Origin of the sequence: uncultured Clostridium sp. (assembly GCF_900547735.1) — a bacterium.
Taxonomy (GTDB): Bacteria; Bacillota; Clostridia; order Lachnospirales; family Lachnospiraceae; genus Otoolea.
On sequence record NZ_URHZ01000002.1, the window covers coordinates 23,356 to 45,732 of the forward strand.

Here is a 22,377-nt window from a genome sequence, read left to right on the forward strand (position 1 = left end):
CTCTCCTCCAATCGTTGTTTATAAATAGTTTGTAAATCAATTTTAGAACGATTTACAAACTATTTATTTTTATTTCCCATTCTATTTTTATCTTTTCACGACGGGTTTTTCCTTTTTTCCCCAAAAATCACCATTCTATTCCCCCTTGATATTACAAGAGAAATCCGAGTCTTGCTTTACAAAATTCTACCGTTTTTAATTTTCATGACATTTTTGGCACGTAAATTGCTTTTTTATAAGACAAACGCGTTTTTATTTTAATTGAAATTATATTTGGAGGATTTTACAAATGAACCAGCAACCTGTTATCGGCCTGACTTCGGCCAGAATGTTTATGGAAGGTACTTTTTTGAATGGAATACCCAAGGCGTCTGTCAATACCGACTATATAGATGCCGTTATCAAAGCCGGAGGAATTCCAATTTCCCTGCCCCCGATATGCGGATTACCGGAAATCCAACGCTATGTTGAGCTGTGCGATGGAATACTCGTAACCGGAGGAATGGACGTATCCCCCATCCTCTATCATGAACTTCCCCATTCTCAATGCGGCAGTTTTGATCTTGAGATGGATCGCACCCACATAGCCCTGATTCAGGAAGCGATCAGAGCCGACAAGCCGCTTCTGGGAATCTGCCGCGGGATGCAGTTGATCAACGTTGCTCTGGGAGGCACACTCTATCAGGATATTCCCGCCCAGTGCCCGGGCTGCGGAGGCCATTCCTTCGCACATGTCAGAAGTGACGCCGTACACACCGTTACATTAGAAGAAGGCTCGCCGCTCCACCGGATTTATGGCCGCACGGAACTTGAGGTCAACAGCATCCACCACCAGTCGGTGAAGGCTCCCGGTACAGGCGTAAAGCTTTGTGCGGCAGCTCCCGACGGTGTTGCTGAGGGGCTCTGGGTACCGGGTAAAAAAATAACCGCAGTTCAGTGGCATCCCGAAATGCTTCTCTTGAAATCAGAAGAATCGCTTTGCCTCTTTAAGGACTTCATCGGCCTGTGCCGTTAAACATCTACTATAATCAATCTATTGGGGGATCTTTTCATGGAAAATAAAAATACTTTTAAGACACCGTCATTTCAATATTCGCTCTTCGTGCTTCTCGCCCTGGCGGTCAGCACGTTCGCGGGCATGAAGCTTTTCGGAGCTTCTTTAAACGTTATTATGTTTTTAAACTGGCTTTTGATGACCGTTCTGGCGGTTCCGCTCGGTTTCAGCTACGACATCTTGGAGAAAAAAGCGGCAGAAAGCCTCTCGGGTATCCTGACCACGCTCTTTATAATTTTTGCTATCGGCGGCCTGACCGGAACCTGGATGGCATCCGGAACCGTCCCCTCCATCGTCTATTACGGAATGAACATCATGAGCGCCAAATTCTTTCTTCCCGCTTCTTTGATTCTCTGTTCCATCGTTTCGGTCGCGACCGGAACTTCCTGGGGTACGCTGGGAACCATGGGCGTTGCCCTCGTCGGGATCGGGGCCGGTCTGGGAGTTCCTGCCGGAATGACCGCAGGCGCGGCTATCTGCGGCGCCTGGTTTGGAGACAAAATCTCCCCGCTGTCCGATACCACCAATTTTACGGCTGCCATCGTAGGAGCCCCTCTCAGCACCCATATCCGCCATATGATGTATACGACAGGACCTGCTTACCTCATCACGCTCGGCCTTTTCACTGTCTTAGGACTCCGGGTATCTCAGACAAGCAGCCTGGATACCTCTTTAATTCTGGCTACCCAGGAAGGCATTGCCGCCAACTTCCATTTAGGTATTCCGGTTATGATTCCCGTTGCCATTGTACTCATTTTGCTCCTCATGCGGAAAAATCCGACCCTGGCCCTGCTGGCCGGCTCTTTTGCCGGAATTCTCGTTGCCATCCTGTATCAAGGTTCCACCACTTCACTGGCGTTCAACAGCCTTTACAACGGTTTCAGCAGGGAATTTGAAAATCCATTTCTCGCTTCCTTACTAAACCGCGGAGGCATTACCAGCATGCTCGGAACCTGTATGACGATTATCTTCTGTGTCGGCATCGGCGGCATGATGAAGGAAATGGGTGTCATCCATGTCATTGTAACCCAGTTGGCAAAGTTAATCCGCTCCACCGGGAGCCTGATTCTGATATCGGAAATAATTGCATACGTTGCCCAGATGCTTTCCGGTTCCCATTATTTTTCCGACGTTATGCTGCAGTCCACCATGCTTGATATCTACAAAGAAAAACGTTTAAAACCCGAAAACTTATCAAGGCTCATGGAAGACTGTAATACCATCGGAGGCACTATGATTCCCTGGAGTTCCACGGCGCTTTATATTGTCGCCACCATCAACGTACCCTTTATGGAATACCTGCCGTACATTTTCCTGTGCTATCTGACCCCGTTGATTGGACTGTTCTGCGGTTTTACCGGCTGGGGGATTGCAAGATATAAAGACAACGAAGAAATTTTATAAAATGACACGATCTGTGCGGAGGAACGTAACATCATGAACCATAAAAAAGCTATGCTTTTGACTTGTATTATCGCCCTTTTGTGGAGCCTGGCCGGATGGAATATCAAAATGATCGCCTGGAGCCCCTATGCAATCGCCGCCGGACGCAGTATTATCGCCTCCGTACTGCTGGCCCCTCTTGTTCTGAAAAAGAAAAACCTGCATATCAGCCGCTATGTTGTCGGAGGCGCCGTCTGCTATACCGCCTTTAACTACAGTTTTATTGTATCGACAAAACTGGCCTCTTCCGCCATTGCCATCATGATGCAGTATACCGCCCCGATTTACGTAGCGGTTTTAGCCTGGATTTTTTTACGGGAACGAATCATAAAAGCGGATATTTTCAGCATGGTCTTTGTTTTCAGCGGAATGATCCTGTTTTTTACCGATTCGGCGGGCGGCGGTAGTCTGATTGGAAAACTGATTGCCATGCTAAACGGAGTCACCTTTGCCGGAATTTCCATCTTTCTCCGTCTTGAAAAGGATGGCAGCCCTGCCCTGGCTATGTTTTTCGGAAACGTAATTTCCGGTATCATCGGTATCCCCTTTGTCTGCTCCGCCGGAGTTCCGGATACCGGGAGCATTCTTTTTCTGCTTTTAGCCGGGGCCCTATGCGCCTTTACCTACACGCTCTATGCCATCGCCAGTACGGGTCTTTCCGCTCTTGAAACCGTATTGCTGCCGATTATCGATCCGGTGATGAATCCTGTATGGGTCTTCTTATTTCTTGGGGAGGCCCCCGGAGTTCGCTCTATTATTGGAGCCTTCATCGTGCTCGTATCCGTCACGGCCCGCGTTCTCTACGGCATACAAAATGATAAACGCCGGGTTCTCACGGCCTGATATCTTTTTTCTATCACATAAAAACCAGCGGCCCCAGTTCCACTTGTCCGGTCCGCTGGTTTTTATTGACGGCGGCCGCCGCCCGCCACTTTCTCTGTCAGGCCTCACCGTCTTTGTTGATCAATTCCACGATCCTTTCGACCTCCTCCTTCTCCCCACCGGAAATTCTGCCGTAATTTTCATGCTCCTTTTTGTCCGTCCACCTGCATAAAAACCATTCATCTTTACCGTCTTTTTGGAGCGCACCTCCCTTTTCAACGGTGAAATAGTAAACCTTTTTAAATTCTTCCCCGAATACTATGTACACTCTACTGCAAAGAGGTTCTGAACCAGGCTCCGGCATTATAATCTGTGCCATAAACCACGGTTCCTCCAGCCTGTAAAGCTGGACGGTGAAATCTTCTTTTTTATAAGGATTTTCAATCTTTTCTGCATCGGAAAGAATCTCATACAGCTTCCAGATGAATTCTTCCTTCTTATGCGACAATGCGCCGATTATCTGCGCCGGCTCCCGGAACAGTTCATCCGGCAAAAAACGGTGTTCTACTGCATATCTTAATTCTCCTGCGTCCATACTCCCTCTCCTCTCTCTTATTACACAGCGGAACGTTTTACCCGCGTATTCTTCTGTCTCTTTTCATTCTAAGCTCCTATGTCTCCCGTGTCAAACCTTCCGTGTCAAAATACAGTTTGAATTCAGGCAGAATCAGTTTGGATCTGCAAAATGTAATATATATTTGACATTTAGTAATATATATATTATAATATCAAATACAAAGGAGGCACTCACATGAAAAACAAAAAAATGAAAATCGCCCGTATAGAATGTGATCTCTCCCAGGAACAACTGGCGGAAAAAACAGGTGTTACCAGGCAGACAATCGGTATGATTGAGGCAGGTAAATTCAACCCTTCATTGAATTTGTGCATCAGTATCTGCCGGACACTTAACAAAACATTGGACGAATTATTCTGGGAGGAGGAAGATAAATGAAATTATTTAAGAATAACATGGATGAAAGACAGACACTGGAAATGCTTCAGTCGAGAAAAATAACATGCTGGATCTTTTACACACTGCTGATCGTATCTCTGATCATACAGTCCTGGTTACTGAATCTGCCGTTTGCCTATTATGGATCCGAATTTTCGATCTTGCTGATCGGCAGCGCTTATTTGATTATTTCCGATATCCGCAGGGGAGAATGGGAGGACTTTACCCGCACCAAGCCGGGAATCAAGGCTTATCTGCTCTGGTCGGCAGGTTCGGCAATGATTGCTACCGTTATTTTTACGGTGATGCAATATATCCGTCTGTCGGCCTCCGGCAAAGAATTGCCGTTTTCGGTTATCCTCCAGTCTTCCGGCGCATTTATGCTATTTATATTTTGTTTTACCTTTGCAGTTCTTACTTTGGTCGGAACATTGACCAAAAAGCAGCGAAAAAAACTTGATGAGAAATATGAAGACCCAGAAGATTAGAGGCGGTGGTAAAGAGCCGGGTTTAATTTCAAAAAAAATATCATTTTAAAGTAAAAAAACAGCAGGCCGGACTTAACATCCGGCCTGCTGTTTTTTTATTCTTCGCTCAAATCATCCTCATTCAGAACAATTCTGTCTGCTTCGTCGAGAATATCCAGGTCGATTTCGTCGTCGGCCAGCATAATCTCATCCTCTTCTTCCACATCTGTATTCAACTTGATGGAGCGGTATCTCTTCATACCTGTTCCTGCAGGAATCAGTTTACCGATGATAACATTCTCTTTCAGGCCGATCAGTTTATCAACTTTACCGTTGATGGCTGCTTCTGTCAGGACCTTTGTCGTCTCCTGGAAGGAAGCGGCCGACAGGAAGGAATCCGTAGCCAGAGAAGCCTTTGTGATACCGAGCATAACCTGACGGCCGATTGCCGGTTCCTTACCTTCTGCAATCAGAGCATCGTTCATATCGTTGTAATCCAGAACGTCCATAGATGTTCCCGGAAGTACATCCGCGTCTCCGCTCTCCTCGACCTTAATCTTCTTCAGCATCTGGCGTACAATCATCTCGATATGCTTATCGTTGATTTCTACACCCTGCAGACGGTAAACTCGCTGAACCTCCTGGATCATATAATCCTGAACAGGACGTACGCCCTTAATCTTCAGAATATCATGCGGGTTTACACTACCTTCCGTCAGCTCGTCGCCGGCCTCAAGGTAAGAACCATCCTGAATCTTGATTCTGGAACCGTAAGGAATCAGATAAGCTTTGGAATTTCCGGTCTCATTATCTGTAATGATAATCTCACGTTTCTTCTTTGTATCTTTGATTGTTGCAATACCTGCGAATTCAGCAATAATTGCAAGTCCCTTCGGCTTACGTGCCTCGAAAAGCTCCTCGACACGGGGAAGACCCTGTGTGATATCGCCGCCGGCAACGCCGCCCGTATGGAACGTACGCATGGTCAGCTGTGTACCTGGCTCACCGATGGACTGAGCGGCAATAATACCGACTGCCTCACCTACCTGAACCGGCTGTCCCGTCGCCATGTTGGCGCCGTAGCACTTCGCGCATACACCGATATGAGATTTACAGGTCAGGACGGTACGGATCTTGATGCTGTCTCTTCCCTGTTTTCTAAGTGCCTCCATAACGGCTGCCGCACGTTTCGGAGTACACATATGGTTCGCCTTTACAACAACTTCTCCCGTATCGGGATCCGTGATTGTCTCTGCGATGAAACGGCCTGTGATACGCTCTTCGAGCGCCTCGATCGTCTCCTGTCCGTCCATGAAGCTCTTGATATCCATGAATGGAATTTCTTTTCCTTCACAACAGTCCTCTTCACGTACAATCAGATCCTGTGAAACGTCTACAAGACGTCTTGTCAGGTAACCCGAGTCGGCCGTACGCAGCGCCGTATCGGACAGACCTTTACGCGCTCCATGGGCGGAGATGAAGTACTCCAGTACGTCAAGACCCTCACGGAAGTTGGACTTGATAGGAAGTTCGATGGTATGGCCTGTTGTATCCGCCATAAGTCCACGCATGCCTGCAAGCTGTTTGATCTGTTTATCAGAACCACGGGCTCCGGAATCGGCCATCATGTAGATGTTGTTGTACTTGTCAAGTCCGGTTAACAGGTCATGGGTCAACTGATCATCGGTCGCCTTCCATGTCTCGATAACTTCTTTGTAACGCTCTTCCTCGGTGATAAGACCACGGCGGAAGTTCTTGGCAATCTGGTCAACGGTAGCCTGAGCATCTTCAATGAGCTGCTTCTTGCTCTCCGGCACGGTCATATCGGAAATGGATACGGTCATGGCCGCTTTTGTAGAATATTTGTAACCAATTGCCTTGATATCGTCAAGTGTCACGGCTGTCTGTGTTGCACCGTGAACATTAATAACTTTTTCGAGAATCTGCTTTAACTGTTTCTTACCTACGTGGAAGTCAACCTCCAGTTTCAACTCATTCTCAGCGAGATTTCTGTCCACAAAACCAAGATCCTGAGGAATAATCTCATTGAAAATAAATCGGCCTACGGTAGACTCGATAATACCGGTCTTAACAGTACCGTCTAAGATTCTCTTGCTTACTCTCACTTTAACTTTGGAGTGAAGCGTAACCTCGCCGTTCTCATAAGCGAGAATCGCCTCGTTTACACTCTTGAAGGCCATGCCTTCGCCCTTGGCTCCCGGTCTTTCCTGTGTCAGGTAGTAGATACCAAGAACCATATCCTGTGAAGGAACGGCTACAGGTCCGCCATCCGACGGTTTTAACAGGTTGTTAGGAGACAGGAGGAGGAAACGGCACTCTGCCTGAGCCTCTACGGACAACGGCAGATGAACGGCCATCTGGTCACCGTCGAAGTCGGCGTTGAAAGCGGTACAAACAAGCGGATGAAGCTTGATTGCCTTACCTTCTACCAGAATCGGCTCGAAAGCCTGAATACCAAGTCTGTGCAGTGTAGGGGCACGGTTTAACATAACCGGATGCTCCTTGATAACGTCTTCCAGTACATCCCAGACTTCGGGCTGGAGACGCTCAACCATCTTTTTCGCATTTTTAATGTTGTGCGCCGTGCCGTTGGAAACGAGTTCCTTCATAACGAACGGCTTGAACAGCTCGATCGCCATCTCTTTCGGAAGACCGCACTGGTAAATCTTCAGTTCCGGTCCAACGACGATAACGGAACGTCCTGAATAGTCAACTCGTTTACCCAGAAGGTTCTGGCGGAAACGGCCCTGTTTACCCTTTAACATATCGGAGAGGGATTTAAGGGCTCTGTTTCCGGGACCTGTAACAGGTCTGCCCCGTCTGCCGTTGTCGATGAGTGCGTCGACTGCTTCCTGGAGCATACGTTTCTCGTTCCTGACAATGATGTCGGGAGCGCCCAGTTCCAGAAGACGTGCAAGACGGTTGTTACGGTTGATAATTCTTCTATATAAGTCGTTTAAGTCGGATGTTGCAAAACGGCCGCCGTCCAGCTGTACCATAGGACGGATATCCGGCGGAATAACCGGAACCACGGTCATAATCATCCACTCCGGTTTGTTGCCGGAGTTTCTGAATGCTTCAACTACTTCCAGTCTCTTGATGATACGGGCGCGCTTCTGGCCTGTGGCATCCTTTAACTGTTTTCTTAAGTCTTCGGAATCCTTCTCAAGGTCAATGGCCTGTAAAAGTTCCTGAATCGCCTCGGCTCCCATTCCCACACGGAAATTGCCGTAGCCATATTTCTCAAGCTCGTCGCGGTATTCCTTCTCGGATAATACCTGTTTGTACTGAAGGCTGGTCTTGCCCGGATCCAGTACAACGTAGGAAGCAAAATACAGAACCTTCTCCAGTGTTCTTGGAGATATATCGAGAATCAGGCCCATACGGCTTGGGATTCCCTTGAAATACCAGATATGGGAAACAGGCGCCGCGAGGGCGATATGGCCCACGCGCTCCCTGCGGACACTGGCTTTTGTTACTTCTACGCCGCATCGGTCACAGATTACACCTTTATATCTGATTTTTTTATATTTACCACAATGGCACTCCCAGTCTTTGCTGGGTCCGAAAATCTTCTCGCAGAACAGGCCGTCTTTCTCCGGCTTTAATGTTCTGTAGTTGATGGTCTCCGGCTTCTTTACCTCACCGTGGGACCACTCAAGGATCTTCTCAGGGGATGCCAAACCAATCTTGATTGCATCAAATGTCAATGGCTGATAAGCTTCGTTTGTCTCTGGCATGAACAGTACTCCCTCCTATTTATTCTTCATCATCAGAATCATCTTCGTCGTCCGGAACGTCGTCAAAATCATCCTGAATATCTGCAAAGTCGTCGCTGTCATCTGTAGTTTCTACAGCCGCTAATTCTCCGTCCTTAAATTCCTGCTCCTGGTAACCAAGGGTACCGAGAGACTCATTCTGGGAGTAATGTTTGCTGTCACTTTCAAGGATAGAACGAATATCTGTATCGCCATAGTCGATTGTTTCGGCCAGTTCCACTTCGGAACCATCCTCTTTGAGGACTCTGACATCCAGGCCCAGGGACTGAAGCTCTTTAAGAAGTACCTTAAAGGACTCAGGGATACCAGGCTCAGGGATATTCTCACCCTTGATGATTGCCTCATAAGTCTTAACACGGCCTACAACGTCATCAGACTTCACTGTCAGGATCTCCTGCAGTGTGTAGGATGCACCGTATGCCTCAAGAGCCCAAACCTCCATCTCACCGAAACGCTGGCCGCCGAACTGAGCTTTACCGCCCAGAGGCTGCTGTGTAACGAGGGAGTATGGTCCGGTAGAACGTGCATGAATCTTATCGTCTACCAGATGGTGGAGCTTGAGGTAATGCATGTGTCCGATTGTTACAGCACTGTCGAAATATTCTCCTGTACGGCCGTCGCGCAGACGCACCTTACCATCGCGTCCCAGAGGCACGCCTTTCCAGAGCGCTCTGTGCTCCAGATGGCTTCCCAGGTATTCCATCAGCTTCGGATCCGCCTTATCTTTGTATTTCTCTTCAAATTCTTCCCAGGAGCTGTTGACATAGTCATTGGCCAGTTCCAGGGTATCCTGAATATCAATCTCGTTTGCGCCGTCGAAAATCGGTGTGGACACGTTGAATCCAAGAGCTCTTGCAGCAAGGCTTAAATGGATTTCCAGAACCTGTCCGATATTCATACGTGAAGGCACGCCCAGAGGGTTAAGAACGATATCAAGCGGACGTCCGTTCGGAAGGAACGGCATATCCTCTACAGGGAGCACACGGGAAACAACACCCTTGTTACCGTGACGGCCGGCCATCTTATCACCTACGGAAATCTTACGTTTCTGTGCGATGTAGATGCGGACTGTCTCGTTCACGCCCGGTGAAAGCTCGTCGCCGTTCTCTCTTGTAAATACCTTGGCATCTACGATAATACCGTAAGCGCCGTGAGGTACCTTTAAGGAAGTGTCACGCACTTCTCTGGCCTTTTCACCAAAGATGGCACGCAGCAGTCTCTCTTCAGCGGTAAGCTCCGTCTCTCCCTTTGGAGTAACCTTGCCCACCAGGATATCTCCTGCACGGACCTCGGCACCGATACGGATGATACCTCTCTCGTCCAGATCTTTTAATGCGTCCTCACCGACACCAGGAACATCTCTTGTGATCTCCTCCGGTCCCAGCTTGGTGTCACGGGCTTCTGCCTCATATTCTTCAATATGGACGGAAGTATAGACATCTTCCTGCACCAGTCTCTCGCTTAAAAGAACGGCATCCTCGTAGTTGTAACCTTCCCAGGTCATGAATCCGATTAACGGGTTCTTGCCCAGAGCGATCTCACCGTTGTCTGTGGACGGGCCGTCTGCGATAACTTCTCCAACCTCGATATGATCGCCCTTGTAGACAATCGGTTTCTGGTTGTAACAGTTACTCTGGTTGCTTCTCTTGAATTTTGTAAGATGGTAAACATCTCTGTTTCCATCGGAATCTCTCTTGATAATGATCTCGTTGGATGCGGAACGCTCAACCACACCTGCATTCTTGGCAACCATGCAGACACCGGAGTCAACCGCCGCTTTTCCTTCGATACCCGTACCAACGACTGCTGCCTCTGTCTTCAGAAGCGGAACGGCCTGACGCTGCATGTTGGAACCCATCAGCGCACGGTTGGCATCGTCGTTCTCCAGGAAAGGAATCATGGACGTAGCAACAGAGAACACCATCTTTGGAGAAACGTCCATCAGGTCGATTCTCTTCTTCTGGAATTCAGATGTCTCCTCGCGGAAACGTCCTGATACGTTATTATGAATGAAGTGGCCTTCCTCGTCTAACGGCTCATTCGCCTGTGCTACAACAAAGTTATCCTCTTCATCTGCCGTCAGATATACAACTTCTTCTGTTACGACAGGGTTGTGCGGATCTGTCTTGTCAACGACACGGTAAGGCGCCTCGACAAATCCGTACTGGTTTACTCTTGCATAAGTTGCAAGGGAGTTGATAAGACCGATGTTCGGACCCTCGGGAGTCTCGATAGGGCACATACGGCCGTAATGTGTATAGTGAACATCTCGTACCTCGAATCCGGCACGGTCTCTGGAAAGACCGCCAGGTCCCAATGCGGAAAGACGTCTCTTATGTGTCAGCTCAGCCAGAGGGTTATTCTGATCCATGAACTGGGACAGCTGGGAACTTCCGAAGAACTCCTTCACTGCTGCAGTTACCGGCTTGATATTGATTAAGGACTGTGCGGAAACACCTTCCATATCCTGTGTGGTCATTCTCTCGCGAACCACACGCTCCATTCTGGAGAGACCGATACGGTACTGGTTCTGTAAAAGTTCGCCTACGGCACGGATACGTCTGTTGCCCAGATGGTCGATGTCGTCCGCGTTGCCAATGCCGCCTTCCAGATGCATATTATAGTTGATGGAAGCAATAATGTCTTCTTTCGTAATATGCTTTGGAATCAGATCGTGGATATCCCTCTTGATCAGTTCTTTTAATTCTTCCTGGGATCCAGCTTCTGCCAGAATACCTTCGAGGATTGGGTAGAATACTAACTCTGTAACGCCAACCTCTTCCGGATCGAAATCCACGTAGGAAGCAAGGTCTACCATCATATTGGAAAGAACTTTGTGGTTCTTTCTCTCGCCCTGAATCCAAACGTAAGGGATGGCTGCGTTCTGGATGTCGATTGCGAGCTGTTTATCAACGACCGCACCTTTTTCCGCAAGAATTTCACCGGTTGACATGTCTACGACATCTTCACCCAGTGTCTGGCCGGAAATACGATTTTTGAAATGAAGTTTCTTATTAAATTTATAACGGCCTACCTTTGCAAGGTCATATCTTCTGGGGTCGAAGAACATGCTGTTTAATAAGCTCTCTGCACTGTCAACGGAAAGAGGCTCGCCCGGACGGATCTTCTTATATAATTCCAGAAGGCCATCCTGGTAGTTGCTGGAAGGATCTTTCTCAAAGCTCTTCTCCAGCTTCAGCTCTTCACCGAACAGCTCGATGATCTCTGCATTGGTTCCATAACCCAGGGCACGGATCAGGACGGTAACCGGAACTTTTCTCGTTCTGTCCACGCGGACATAAAAGATATCGTTGGAATCCGTCTCATACTCAAGCCATGCTCCACGGTTCGGGATAACCGTACAGCTGTAAAGCTCCGTACCAACCTTATCATGTGCAATGCCGTAATATATACCAGGGGAACGTACTAACTGGCTTACGATAACACGCTCAGCGCCGTTGATTACAAAGGAACCGGTGTCGGTCATAAGCGGCAGATCGCCCATGAAAATCTCATGTTCATTAATCTCGTCTTTATCCTTATTGCAAAGTCTAACCTTTACTTTTAAAGGAGCAGCATAAGTTGCATCACGTTCCTTACACTCTTCGATCGTATATTTGATGTCATCTTTACACAGTGTAAAATCTACAAAATCCAAACTCAAGTGCCCGGCAAAGTCTGCAATCGGGGAGATGTCAGCAAACACTTCACGAAGGCCCTCATCGAGGAACCACTGATAAGAGTTTTTCTGAATCTCAATCAAGTTCGGCATTTCCAGAACTTCTTTTTGTCTTGAGAAGGTCATTCTTACACCTTTACCGGCTTTCACCGGACGCATCCTGCTTTTCTCCATTCGACGTTTCACCCCTGTTTTCTTTCTATGGTTTAATTTTGGGCATACTTCGGCCTTATGAGCCTAGCTTACCACAATAGTGCATTTTTCATCTTATCATGAAATAATTAGTGTGTCAAGGAAATTTTTGCCCAAATTTCCTGTATTTATGCGGGTGGGGGATGAAAATGCCGGACGCTGGATTGGCATGGAAGGGCGGTCCTTGGGAAGGGGGATCGCTGGGGAGAATGCCGAGGATGATTATTACGGGAAACGCTTGCGCTCGGTGAAGTGCGTAGCTGCACTTGTGTACTGTAGTAATGATATTCAGCCAAACAGTGCTGTATATTTTGTCAGCCTGCAAGGCGGAGAAGGGAGGCGATGCGGTGGCATCGTTGACCGACGACAACGCAGCAGATGGCAAAATAGGCAGTGCTGTTTGGCTGAATATCATTGCTACAGTACACTAACTCGTGGAATACCTCATCAAGTGCAGACGGACTTCAAGGTTCCCTGCATAATCATCCTCGGCATTCTCCCCCTCCACTATGTTCTCGCAGGACCGTCCTTCCATGCAATCCGGCTGGTTGTCCTCTTTTTCATGGGGAAAAGGTATTTGTCGAGACCGCGTAGGTTTTGTAGAAAATAATAAGGGGGGGGGGCTGGATGATTTATAATGTCTATGTCGAATTATGTCCGTAATGGTTTATATGTAGTGGTTCGGCTGTGTAATCGTTCATCTATGTAATCGTTCATCTATGTAGTTGTTTATATTTATAAACCAGCTTGTTGCTCATACTTTATCTGTCTATGTTTTATATTTATTATAGAAAGAAGTCTTGAGGATTTGCAAAACGGACCTTAATGGAAAGCAGCGGCCGGTTGCTCATGATTTGATTTCCGGCCGTGGTGGTCTTAAGGTCCGTTTTCGGTTTATTAAACTTGATTCGGTTTTATTGACTTTTTTCTTTTTTTGACTTTATTTAGTAACATTTTATTTCTTTTTGTATCGGTGTTTTTTTAGCTATGTTTCATTTCTATTAACTATGTTTTTTTCTATATTACTATGTTTGTTCTTAGTTTGTTCTTACTTTTAGCCATGTTTCGACGCTTTTAGTTTTAAACGTAGTCTATGAAATATTCCCCCAGCAGGGCCAGGGCTTCTTTCAGGGTGGCTTCTTTGGGGAGGAATTTTTCGTTGTGCAGTGGGTATTCGCTTTCGCAGCCCATGAAAAAGTACATGGTTGGGAGGACCTGGCCGTAGAAGGAGAAGTCTTCGCCGATTAGGCTGGGAGAGATTTCTGAGTGGACGGAATCTTTTCCCAGTATGGTTTCGGCGGCGGCCCGGAATTTGGCTGTGAGGCGGGTATCGTTGTTTACCAGGGCATAGCCGTCTTCTATGGTGACGGTTGTGGTCCCGCGGTAGGCCGTGGCTATGTTATGGGCCAGTTCTTCTATTCTTTTGTGTATGAATGACCGGATTTCCGGGTTCAGGCTGCGGATTGTTCCTTCGATCAGGACCTCGTCGCATATGATGTTGTAACGGCCCGATGTTTTGATGGAACCGATTGAAATGAGCACGGTTTCAAAGGGGCTGATTTCACGCCGGATTTTATGTTCCACCGCGCTGATGATCTCTGCTGCGATTGAGATGGCGTCTACTCCTTTCTGCGGTTCGGCGGCGTGTGCTTTTTTGCCGGTTACCTGAATCAGGAGTTTATCCGATGAGGCCATAATAGGGCCTGGTTTTACGGCGATTTCCCCGACTCTCAGTTCCGGCCACATGTGCAGTCCGTAGAATTCTGTTACACCGTACTTTTCAAATATGCCCCGGGCAATTACGGCTTTGGCGCCTCCGGTGGGGTTGCACTCCTCCGCGGGCTGAAATACGATCAGCACGTTTACGTTTAAAAGAGTTCTGAATTTCCAGAGAATTACGGAGAGCCCCGCTGCGATGGATGCGTGCATGTCATGGCCGCAGGCGTGCATGACGCCCGTGTTGACGGATTTAAATTCTATCTCGTTTTTTTCCTCAATCGGCAGAGCATCTATGTCGGCTCGGAAGCCGACCGTGCGCTCGTTCCGGCAGTCAATCCATGCATAGCCGCCGGTCATATTCTCGAATCCGTAAAATGGCACTCCGTATTCTTCCAGAAACAGTTTTATCCGCGAAGTAGTCCCCGTCTCCCGATAACCCTGTTCCGGATGCGCATGGATTTCCCGCCTGAGCGTTCTGACGCCAGGGAGAATTTCCTGCAAAAATGCCTGTATCTGCGGATTATTTAAAAATGCTTTCATCTACTTCGATTCCCAGGCCTGGCAATTGGGGGACTTCTACAAAACCATCCTTTACTTTGAAATCTTCTATTATAATGTCATGCCGGTGCAGCGGACCACCGAGCAGCAAATCGTTAGGAATATCCGCATTTGGCGTGCTCGCCACAAAATGGATGCTGGCGGCCGATCCAATTCCCACTTCCAGGTTGCTCCCTGCCGTTGCAGACAGGCCTTCCGCCTCCAGGCAGGCGGCAATCTTCTTCGCCATTGTCAGGCCTCCGACTTTTCCGACCTTTATGTTTACGCTGTCGCAGGCTTTTTCGCGGATCACCGTGTTTACGGCATGGTAATCGGAAACCGATTCATCCGCCATGATGGGAGTTTTCAGGCGTTCACGCAGCATTCTCATGCCCTGGATATCCCACCGTTTTACCGGCTGTTCGATACTCTCCAGGCCGAACTCTTCCAGCCTTTGAAATGTCTGATACGCGGCACTGTAATTGTATCCCTGGTTGGCGTCCAGGCGCAGGGGAAAGCCGTCTCCCAGTTCGTCGCGAATGCGTTTTACCAGTTTTATGTCAACTTCCGGTGATTTTCCTACCTTTACTTTCAGAACGCGGTATCCCTCCTGCAGCTTTTCCCTGGCCTCCTGGATGGAAGCATCTAAATCCTGCATGCCCACCACCCAGCTAAGGGCCACTTTCTCCCGGTATAATCCCCCGAGCAGCTGATATGCCGGAACATCCAGCATTTTTCCCATGATATCATATAGTGCCATGTCTGCCGCCGACTTTGCCGCATAATTTCCGTATATGGCAAAATTCATTTTTTCATGGATTGCTTCCGTATCGAAAACATTCATACCGATCAGCGCATCCTTCAGATACCGGTTGACAGCCACCTCCATCGTATAACCTGTTTCTCCCATGAAAGCCGGCGACGGAGCCGCCTCCCCGAAGCCCACAATGCCGTCCTCCGTTGTGATTCTAATTACGGCATGGGCCCTGGTGGTCTGCTCATACAGTGATATTTTCCACTGCTTCTTCAGCGGAAGTTCCAGAACCTTAATTTCCACATTTTTTATGATTCCTCTGTTCATGTTTTTATTCCTCTATTCTTTTACATTTAAAATTTCCTATATACTTTCTCCATATACTTTCTTTTTTTATCCCCTCTTCTTTCGTACCTTCTTTCTTTGCAGCTTCTTTTAATATTTACAGCATTTATATCTTCCTTTAATATTTAAAGCTTCCTTTTATCCCTTCTCTTGTTTGAAAATACCCCCCTCGTTTAATCACTCAGCCCGTCTTCTAATATAAATTCCGGTGGAGCAATTTCCCGATTTCCTGATTCAGCCAGATCCCCTCTTTGTTGTCGGCAAGGTCTTTTGTAAGCACAACAACGATGATTTCTTCCCCATTTGCACATATAATACCCGCATCATGCTCCACTCCCGGCAAATCCCCGGTCTTATGGGCAAAGCGGATTTCTTCTCCCATAAAAACCGGCAGTTTATTATTGCACTGCTGGCGGAACAGGATATCCAGAATCTCCTCCCTGAAGGGGCTCTTTAAAACCGCCTTCAGAATCCTCCTGATATCCGCGGCGCTCGTGTCGTTGTCAAGTCCCGCCTCTTTTGCCTCCGCATCCATCATCTTCCTGCGTAGAGCCGTATCGTTCAAACCCAGTGATGTAATTTCACAATTGATCTCAGGCATCCCTATCATATCAATTAAAAGGTTTGTGGCAACATTGTCGCTCAGGGTGATCATCAGCACGGCTAAATCACGGAGCGTCGGGTTAAGACCGTTTTCCAAATCTTTGAGCACCCCGAATCCCCCCACATGGCAGTCTTTTGTCACCTCCACGCGGGTTTCCAAAACGATCTGCCCTTTTTCCGCCATCGAAAATAATGTTAAGAGTATCGGAAGCTTGATAAGACTGGCGGCCGGAAAAATTTCGTTCCGGTTTATTTCAATTTTCTCTCCGGTTCTCATGTTTTCGACGATGACGGACTTACTTCCGGACACCCGGGAACAGAGGTTGATAATCTCTTTTTCCAGCTTTACCGCATCCATTTCCATTACTCCTTCCCGGCCAGAATCTCACCGTAGCTTCCCGGTCTGCGGTCGCGGAACATGTGGATGGTGTCGCGTATTTCTTTTACCGCGGAGAGGTCCACCGTTCCGGTAATAATTTCTTCACCGTCTCCGCCCTCCGCAATCACCGTTCCCCATGGATCAATGATAATTGAATGGCCGCAGTAGCTGCCCATCGGGCTTTCCCCCACACGGTTGCAGGCCACGATAAACATCTGATTTTCTATGGCTCTTGCCATTAAAAGCGTTCTCCAGTGGGATACCCTGGGATTGGGAAAATTGGATGTGACGATCACCATTTCGGCCCCCTTCAGTGCATAGGTGCGGGACAGCTCGCAGAACCGGATATCGTAGCAGATCATAAAGCCGACCCGGCCCAGCTCCGTATCATAAACCTCCGTCTTTGTGCCGTGCAGATACGGCACATCCTCATCCATATCACTGTACAGATGCATTTTACTGTAATCACCGACAATTTCTCCCTCCCGGTTAATCAGAAACGTCGTATTTCTCATACCGTCGTCAAACTGTATTCCGATTGAACCGGCTACAATCCACACCGAATGTTGTTTTGCACATTCTTTTAATACGGTGACCGCAGGACCGTCCATTGTTTCGATATAATCTTCCATGTGATGAAACATTTCATCCGAGAAACCCGAGGACCAGTCCTCCGGCAGCACAATCACATCGGGTCTCGGCGTCTTCTCCATTGCCGCATTAATTAAATCAGTTACATGCGCGGCGTTATATTCAAAATCACAAAATTTAATATCTGTCTGAAGCAATGCGAAATTTGTCATTTTATCCCCTTTTATACCTTTCTTTCTGTTGTTTTTAAACTCTATCCCTGGCCGCGGTCCGGCGCCTTCAGAGGCATCCCGGACTACTTGCTTTTCATTCGGACCGGGGGACTGCTCCCCAGGTAGCTCCCCGATCCCCTGATGCTAATCTCGTCTGAAATTCTCCGGATGTTCAGTACCATCGCAGTTTCCGTTCCACGGAAAGCCGCCGCCTGAACAGCCGTGTCATACTTTTTGGTCAGCCGTTATACATTACAGCCCGAATCAGCACATAAATAAACGTTATAATCGTAATAACCCAGCCGTTTTTCAGCATTGCCTTGATGTCCTTCGATCTGGCGAGCCCCATATTTCCAACCATGTCGACCGTCGGGGTGACAAAGAATGTGATCTGACAGCCTACCAGCACGACCAGCGCCCAAATATCCATTTTTACGGAAAGTACCACTACAAGAGGCAGGAAGAGATCATGGATCATCTTTGCCTGCGCAACACCGGCTCCCGATATTCCGAATACACCGATCGCGGTGCTCAGCATCAGGAATGCCACAACTCCGCCCGCATCGATGAGCGGCTGCATGTATCCGGCAATCGCGTCAAATGCCCCGGATGCGGCCACATAGTTGAGGAACGGATCGAAGAGGATAAACATGAAGAACATCCAAAACATCTTGGACGCTCCCTGAACAAGGGTTGTCAATCCCTGTGCAATTCCCATTCCCGATGCCATAGCCGTTACAAGGGAAGCCACCAGCATTACCACAATGGCATAGGAAGCTCCGGCCTTTACCATGACGCCGTAAACGAGCATAATTAGCATGGTGATTCCAAACGCCCAGGTTGCCCTGTTAATCTCCGGTGTCACCTGAAAATCTTCGGCGACCGAATCTTCTTTATTATAAGTAATTTTTCCTTCCGTCAGTTTCTGAGTGCGGCAGGCCACAAAAAAAGTACAGACCCATATGATCAGTCCCAGCGGCAGTCCGGCCGTTTTCATATACTGGCTGTAATTAAGTCCCGTTAACCCCATCACGGTTGCAACAGGAGGAACAAAAGGGCCAATCTGCAGTCCGGCGGCTCCGGCCCCGTGCAGAATGACGCCGAGTGTGCTGGGCGTGATGCCCAGGCTGGCCATGATTGGTATCAGAATCGGCGCAATGATTGCATTGGAACCGGAAAGTGTCCCAAGCATGGAAACAAGAAGCGTCGACGTGCACATCGCAATAAAAATCGCCTGCTTCTGGGATTTTAATTTTGCTTTTCCAATGACCAGATGGACTATATTGTGAGCAACTTTTGTTTTGGTCAGCACCTCGCCCAGTCCCGAGCCAAGTACAATGATAAATCCAATCAGTGACAAAAATGAACTGAGCGAGTTTTGAAGTACGGTTCCAAATCCACTCACACTTTCCCCCGTCATAACAGCGCCAAGAATGACACAGATCAAGACGGAAAGGTTCATATCTTTTCCCTTCATCATCAGGATGATATAGAGAATTAAAGGCAAAAATCCTAAAATAGGCGGTAACCCTAAAATCATTACAGCATCTCCTTCCACTACCCCATCTTTTTACACCACTGCTTTCTGCCGTGGCGAAATCGGTTCCTATTCAGTTTTATTTATAACTTTTTCAGGGAAATACCGGTTTCCGTCAGACGACGGAAACCTTCTAAGACAGTACCGCCCGGCTTCTTGCAATTTGCCTGTTTTTAGCGTATACTAAAAGAAGGGGGGAGCTCTTTAAAGATTGTCTGAATGGGCCAACATGCAGCGCTTTATTAGTTCCTTCCTTTATTGTCCTGAATATTCTGAAAATGTTATATTTCTTTCTTACAAATATAATCCATACTCAAGTGCTATCTCGTCCTGGCGTTCTAATTTCTTTAATGTATTCTCTTTATCCCTCCTTCCTGCCGCCGTTATCAGAGCGTTAGCCACCGTCATTGAATTAACAAAAGAATAAGTATCCACCGCGTGTTTTGCCAAAAGGACATTCGTCGCTTTGAGCGCGATCGGTGATGAATGACTGTCCGTGATCGCGATAATTTTGCATCCCTTTTTATTCAGGTATGACACAATATTATAGGTCGCCCGCGTATATCTCTCATAGCTGATTGCAATGAGGCAGTCATTTTCTTCTATATACTGAAGCTTATTTGAAATATCTCCCGTTCCCTCCGTCAGCAGTTCCACCTGCTCCATGAATTCTTTCAGCATAAAATACAGGTAGTAAGCCACACTGTACGAGGAACGTGCCGCCGTAATATACAGTTTCCGGCAATTTGTTATCAGTTCCACCGATTCCTGAAAATTCTTTTTCAAATCTTCGCTGTTCAGAGTTTCTAAGGAGTTGATATTCAGTCTTATCATCCGGCTGAGAATATCCTCCTCTCCCTCCTCCGTGATCGAGTGCTTCAGCTCCCGCATCGGCACCACATCCTTGCGGATCAAATCCGCCGCACTTTTCTGGAATTCCGAGTAGCCGTTAAAGCCCAGTTCCCTGGTGAATCTGGTGATACTGGCCATACTGACCTCTGTTTTCCCTCCCAGTTCCGTGATCGATAAAAACGGCAGTATATGTATATTGTCTTTTATAAAATCAGCCAGCTTTTTTTGAGTTTTAGTCAGGTTTTCATAGCTTTCACCTATGAGACTCAATACGTTTTTTTCCATCTGTATTCCTCCATGGTTTCATTATAAAAACTATATATCTGAAAGTCAATAGAAATGTAAATTTATTTTCATTTTTAAAATATTATGGTAATCATTTTTCATTTATTTTTTGCCATTTTATAAGTTTTCAGCTGTCCGGCTCAATTTTCAGCTTATTTTAAGGCCGGATGACACGCAAAAAGGACAGATGTTATGACCCAGAGAAACCATCAGGTTCCCTGAGCATAATAACCGCCCTTTTTCATATTATCGCGTTTACTCCGTCATTCTTTTCCGGCCTGCCGATATTTCGCTTACCCGGCCGTATCATTCCTCCCTCAAACTCGGTCGTGAGTTTTTCTCGTTTTCCCCACTTTCCCGCTCCTGCGCTCCTTCCTTACTTTAATTTATAATCCCATATTTCCGTATCCGGTATTGCAGGCTCTGACGCTGAAGTCCCAGTTTTTTCGCTGCCTGGGTGACGTTCCCGCAGTAATGGCGCAGCGTCTCCGTGATAATTTCCGACTCATAGTCTTCCATCAGTTCCTGGAGCGTGCCTCCGGCCATTTTCCCGGGCCTCCCGCTTTCCGGCGCTCCCTCTCCAGTCCGGGCCGTTTCTCCCGTTCCCCGGTCCGCGCCCGTCTCTGTTTTCCTGAAACAATACGCCGGAAGATATTCCAGGCGGAATACACGGTCTGCTGCCACGTTCATCGCGTAATCCACCGCATGGAACAGTTCCCTGACATTGCCCGGCCAGGAATACTGCTGTAACTGCCAGAACACCGCCGGTTCTATCTCGTTGAACGGGAAGGCATACTCTCCTTTAATCTGGGAAATATGGTACAGAATCAGCTCTTCTATATCCTCCGGCCGCTCCCGCAGAGGCGGTATTTCCAGAATAATGGTAGCCAGGCGGTAAAACAAATCGGAGCGCAGCTTCTGCTGCTCCATCAAAAGAAACGGATTCTCGTTGCAGCTTGATAGCACCCTCACATCCGTCCTGTACTCTCTGCTTCCACCCACCCGTCTGTACGTCCCTTCCTGGAGAGCGCGCAGTACCTTGGCCTGCATGCTGAGGCTCATGGAATTCAGCTCATCCAGAAACAGGGTTCCCTTATCCGCCTCTTCCAAAAGGCCTTTTTTATCGGCGCTTCCGGTAAACGAGCCCTTAGCCGTCCCAAATAAAATACTTTCAATCAGGCCCTCCGGTATGGCCGCACAGTTGAGCGCTACAAACGGCGCTTTCTTTCTGGCGCTTGCCCGGTGAATGCTCTGTGCTATGATTTCTTTTCCGGTACCTGTCTCACCTACAATCAGAACATTATTATCCTGATACGCCACTTTTTTGGCCAGTTCCCTCAGCTTCTTAATGCCGGGATGATGGCCAATCATGTTCTCAAAGCTGTATCCGGTATCCCGGCGGTAATCGGAGGAATCGGAGACCTTCTCCTTCACCGCGTTCTGAAGCTTTTCAAGCTGTTCCGCCTTGCGGTAGATGACTGAAATATTTTCTTCCAGGGCCAGGGCCGCAATTGTCTTCCCATCCATCTTTACCGGGTAGGCGGAATTAACCGTGAAAAGCTCCGTTCCCTTTCTGGAATAATAATGTTTAAATCTGTATCTCACCGGTGCTTCCATGCGGAGTGCCTCCAGGGTCGTGCTGTCGTCGGCCTCCACATCAAATACGTCCAGGAGATGTTTTCCTTCCACTTCCCCGTCATTTTCAATAATCTCTCTCGCCACACTGTTAAAATAAAGAATATTGCCGTGTTCATCATAAATCTGAATGCTCTCGTCCAGTGTATCAAACACCTTCTCATAAAGCAGACGCCTGCCCAGTCCCCTCTTCAGCAGAAAGAGACGCCTGCCTTCCTCCAGTTCCTCCGTTTGATACTGGAAAAGTTCATTGTGCCAGGTGACGCTCTCCTCTTCCCTGTTCCATGAAAACTCGGTGAGCGTCTCCAGAGGACGCCCCGTATATTTACTCCAAAATGAATTATATTTCTTTTCAAGCTCCCCGTTCCCCCAACGGATTCTGAGCAGTCTGCCTTCGGAATCCGTAAGAAAACTGATATCATACAAATCTGCCATATCTCCACCTCCGCCTGTCCT

15 protein-coding genes are annotated in these 22,377 nt (G+C 47.7%); 5 read left to right on the forward strand and 10 right to left on the reverse strand.

Features of this window, described 5'->3' with window-relative positions; all coding sequences use genetic code 11:
* Positions 1–289 precede the first annotated feature (289 nt).
* From QZT18_RS00905 to QZT18_RS00915, 3 genes are read left to right on the forward strand one after another with little or no spacing between them, the layout of a single operon-like run.
* Positions 290–1,015 carry a gamma-glutamyl-gamma-aminobutyrate hydrolase family protein gene (locus QZT18_RS00905; protein ID WP_294143594.1) on the forward strand — a complete coding sequence of 242 codons (726 nt, stop codon included), beginning with the start codon at positions 290–292 and terminating at the stop codon, positions 1,013–1,015.
* A gap of 36 nt (positions 1,016–1,051) precedes the next feature.
* Positions 1,052–2,458, forward strand: a complete 1,407-nt coding sequence (gene nhaC / locus QZT18_RS00910; RefSeq protein ID WP_294143595.1) for a Na+/H+ antiporter NhaC — start codon at positions 1,052–1,054, stop codon at positions 2,456–2,458.
* A gap of 33 nt (positions 2,459–2,491) precedes the next feature.
* Positions 2,492–3,340 (forward strand): DMT family transporter, encoded by an 849-nt coding sequence (locus QZT18_RS00915; RefSeq protein ID WP_294143596.1) that lies wholly within the window; start codon positions 2,492–2,494, stop codon positions 3,338–3,340.
* Positions 3,341–3,437: 97 nt separating this feature from the next.
* On the opposite strand, the gene QZT18_RS00920 is transcribed toward QZT18_RS00915, so the two are convergent.
* A complete protein-coding gene (locus QZT18_RS00920) occupies positions 3,438–3,914 on the reverse strand; it encodes a hypothetical protein (RefSeq protein WP_294143597.1) in 477 nt (158 codons plus the stop codon).
* A 216-nt stretch (positions 3,915–4,130) separates the two neighbouring features.
* Here QZT18_RS00920 and QZT18_RS00925 point away from each other — a divergent pair, with 216 nt between their 5' ends.
* Both QZT18_RS00925 and QZT18_RS00930 read left to right on the forward strand, forming a co-directional pair.
* Positions 4,131–4,334 (forward strand): helix-turn-helix transcriptional regulator, encoded by a 204-nt coding sequence (locus QZT18_RS00925; protein ID WP_294143598.1) that lies wholly within the window; start codon positions 4,131–4,133, stop codon positions 4,332–4,334.
* Positions 4,331–4,822: a DUF6773 family protein gene (locus tag QZT18_RS00930; RefSeq protein ID WP_294143599.1), complete on the forward strand. Its 492-nt coding sequence runs from the start codon at positions 4,331–4,333 to the stop codon at positions 4,820–4,822. Before QZT18_RS00925 ends, QZT18_RS00930 begins: the two co-directional genes overlap by 4 nt.
* Before the next feature lie 95 nt (positions 4,823–4,917).
* Here the strand turns inward: QZT18_RS00930 and rpoC are convergent, their stop codons facing one another.
* The 9 genes from rpoC to QZT18_RS00975 all read right to left on the reverse strand — a co-directional run bounded on the left by rpoC (position 4,918) and on the right by QZT18_RS00975 (position 22,356).
* Positions 4,918–8,562: a DNA-directed RNA polymerase subunit beta' gene (rpoC, locus tag QZT18_RS00935; protein ID WP_294143600.1), complete on the reverse strand. Its 3,645-nt coding sequence runs from the start codon at positions 8,560–8,562 to the stop codon at positions 4,918–4,920.
* A 19-nt stretch (positions 8,563–8,581) separates the two neighbouring features.
* Complete coding sequence (locus QZT18_RS00940) at positions 8,582–12,454, reverse strand: DNA-directed RNA polymerase subunit beta (RefSeq protein WP_294143601.1); 3,873 nt, start codon at positions 12,452–12,454, stop codon at positions 8,582–8,584.
* 1,098 nt (positions 12,455–13,552) lie between these two features.
* A complete protein-coding gene (locus QZT18_RS00945; protein ID WP_294143602.1) occupies positions 13,553–14,731 on the reverse strand; it encodes a M20 family metallopeptidase in 1,179 nt (392 codons plus the stop codon).
* Positions 14,712–15,809, reverse strand: a complete 1,098-nt coding sequence (locus tag QZT18_RS00950; protein WP_294143603.1) for a mandelate racemase/muconate lactonizing enzyme family protein — start codon at positions 15,807–15,809, stop codon at positions 14,712–14,714. The genes QZT18_RS00945 and QZT18_RS00950 overlap by 20 nt, the downstream gene beginning before the upstream one ends.
* A gap of 211 nt (positions 15,810–16,020) precedes the next feature.
* Positions 16,021–16,794 (reverse strand): serine hydrolase, encoded by a 774-nt coding sequence (locus QZT18_RS00955; RefSeq protein ID WP_294143604.1) that lies wholly within the window; start codon positions 16,792–16,794, stop codon positions 16,021–16,023.
* Positions 16,794–17,612 (reverse strand): carbon-nitrogen family hydrolase, encoded by an 819-nt coding sequence (locus tag QZT18_RS00960; protein WP_294143605.1) that lies wholly within the window; start codon positions 17,610–17,612, stop codon positions 16,794–16,796. Before QZT18_RS00960 ends, QZT18_RS00955 begins: the two co-directional genes overlap by 1 nt.
* A 238-nt stretch (positions 17,613–17,850) precedes the next feature.
* The gene (locus QZT18_RS00965) at positions 17,851–19,152 is read right to left on the reverse strand and encodes a Na+/H+ antiporter NhaC family protein (protein WP_294143606.1); all 1,302 of its coding nucleotides are present in this window, start codon (positions 19,150–19,152) and stop codon (positions 17,851–17,853) included.
* Positions 19,153–19,443: 291 nt separating this feature from the next.
* Positions 19,444–20,286, reverse strand: coding sequence for a MurR/RpiR family transcriptional regulator (locus tag QZT18_RS00970; protein ID WP_294143607.1), 843 nt, complete (start codon positions 20,284–20,286; stop codon positions 19,444–19,446).
* A gap of 381 nt (positions 20,287–20,667) precedes the next feature.
* Positions 20,668–22,356 carry a sigma-54-dependent Fis family transcriptional regulator gene (locus QZT18_RS00975; RefSeq protein WP_294143608.1) on the reverse strand — a complete coding sequence of 563 codons (1,689 nt, stop codon included), beginning with the start codon at positions 22,354–22,356 and terminating at the stop codon, positions 20,668–20,670.
* Positions 22,357–22,377 lie beyond the last annotated feature (21 nt).

Excerpts from the sequence above, each read along its gene's own strand:
- QZT18_RS00905 (WP_294143594.1), top strand. The coding sequence starts at position 290 with ATGAACCAGCAACCTGTTATCGGCCTGACTTCGGCCAGAATGTTTATG.
- nhaC (WP_294143595.1), top strand. The coding sequence starts at position 1,052 with ATGGAAAATAAAAATACTTTTAAGACACCGTCATTTCAATATTCGCTC.
- QZT18_RS00915 (WP_294143596.1), top strand. The coding sequence starts at position 2,492 with ATGAACCATAAAAAAGCTATGCTTTTGACTTGTATTATCGCCCTTTTG.
- QZT18_RS00920 (WP_294143597.1), bottom strand. The coding sequence starts at position 3,914 with ATGGACGCAGGAGAATTAAGATATGCAGTAGAACACCGTTTTTTGCCG.
- QZT18_RS00925 (WP_294143598.1), top strand. The coding sequence starts at position 4,131 with ATGAAAAACAAAAAAATGAAAATCGCCCGTATAGAATGTGATCTCTCC.
- QZT18_RS00930 (WP_294143599.1), top strand. The coding sequence starts at position 4,331 with ATGAAATTATTTAAGAATAACATGGATGAAAGACAGACACTGGAAATG.
- rpoC (WP_294143600.1), bottom strand. The coding sequence starts at position 8,562 with ATGCCAGAGACAAACGAAGCTTATCAGCCATTGACATTTGATGCAATC.
- QZT18_RS00940 (WP_294143601.1), bottom strand. The coding sequence starts at position 12,454 with ATGGAGAAAAGCAGGATGCGTCCGGTGAAAGCCGGTAAAGGTGTAAGA.
- QZT18_RS00945 (WP_294143602.1), bottom strand. The coding sequence starts at position 14,731 with ATGAAAGCATTTTTAAATAATCCGCAGATACAGGCATTTTTGCAGGAA.
- QZT18_RS00950 (WP_294143603.1), bottom strand. The coding sequence starts at position 15,809 with ATGAACAGAGGAATCATAAAAAATGTGGAAATTAAGGTTCTGGAACTT.
- QZT18_RS00955 (WP_294143604.1), bottom strand. The coding sequence starts at position 16,794 with ATGGAAATGGATGCGGTAAAGCTGGAAAAAGAGATTATCAACCTCTGT.
- QZT18_RS00960 (WP_294143605.1), bottom strand. The coding sequence starts at position 17,612 with ATGACAAATTTCGCATTGCTTCAGACAGATATTAAATTTTGTGATTTT.
- QZT18_RS00965 (WP_294143606.1), bottom strand. The coding sequence starts at position 19,152 with ATGATTTTAGGGTTACCGCCTATTTTAGGATTTTTGCCTTTAATTCTC.
- QZT18_RS00970 (WP_294143607.1), bottom strand. The coding sequence starts at position 20,286 with ATGGAAAAAAACGTATTGAGTCTCATAGGTGAAAGCTATGAAAACCTG.
- QZT18_RS00975 (WP_294143608.1), bottom strand. The coding sequence starts at position 22,356 with ATGGCAGATTTGTATGATATCAGTTTTCTTACGGATTCCGAAGGCAGA.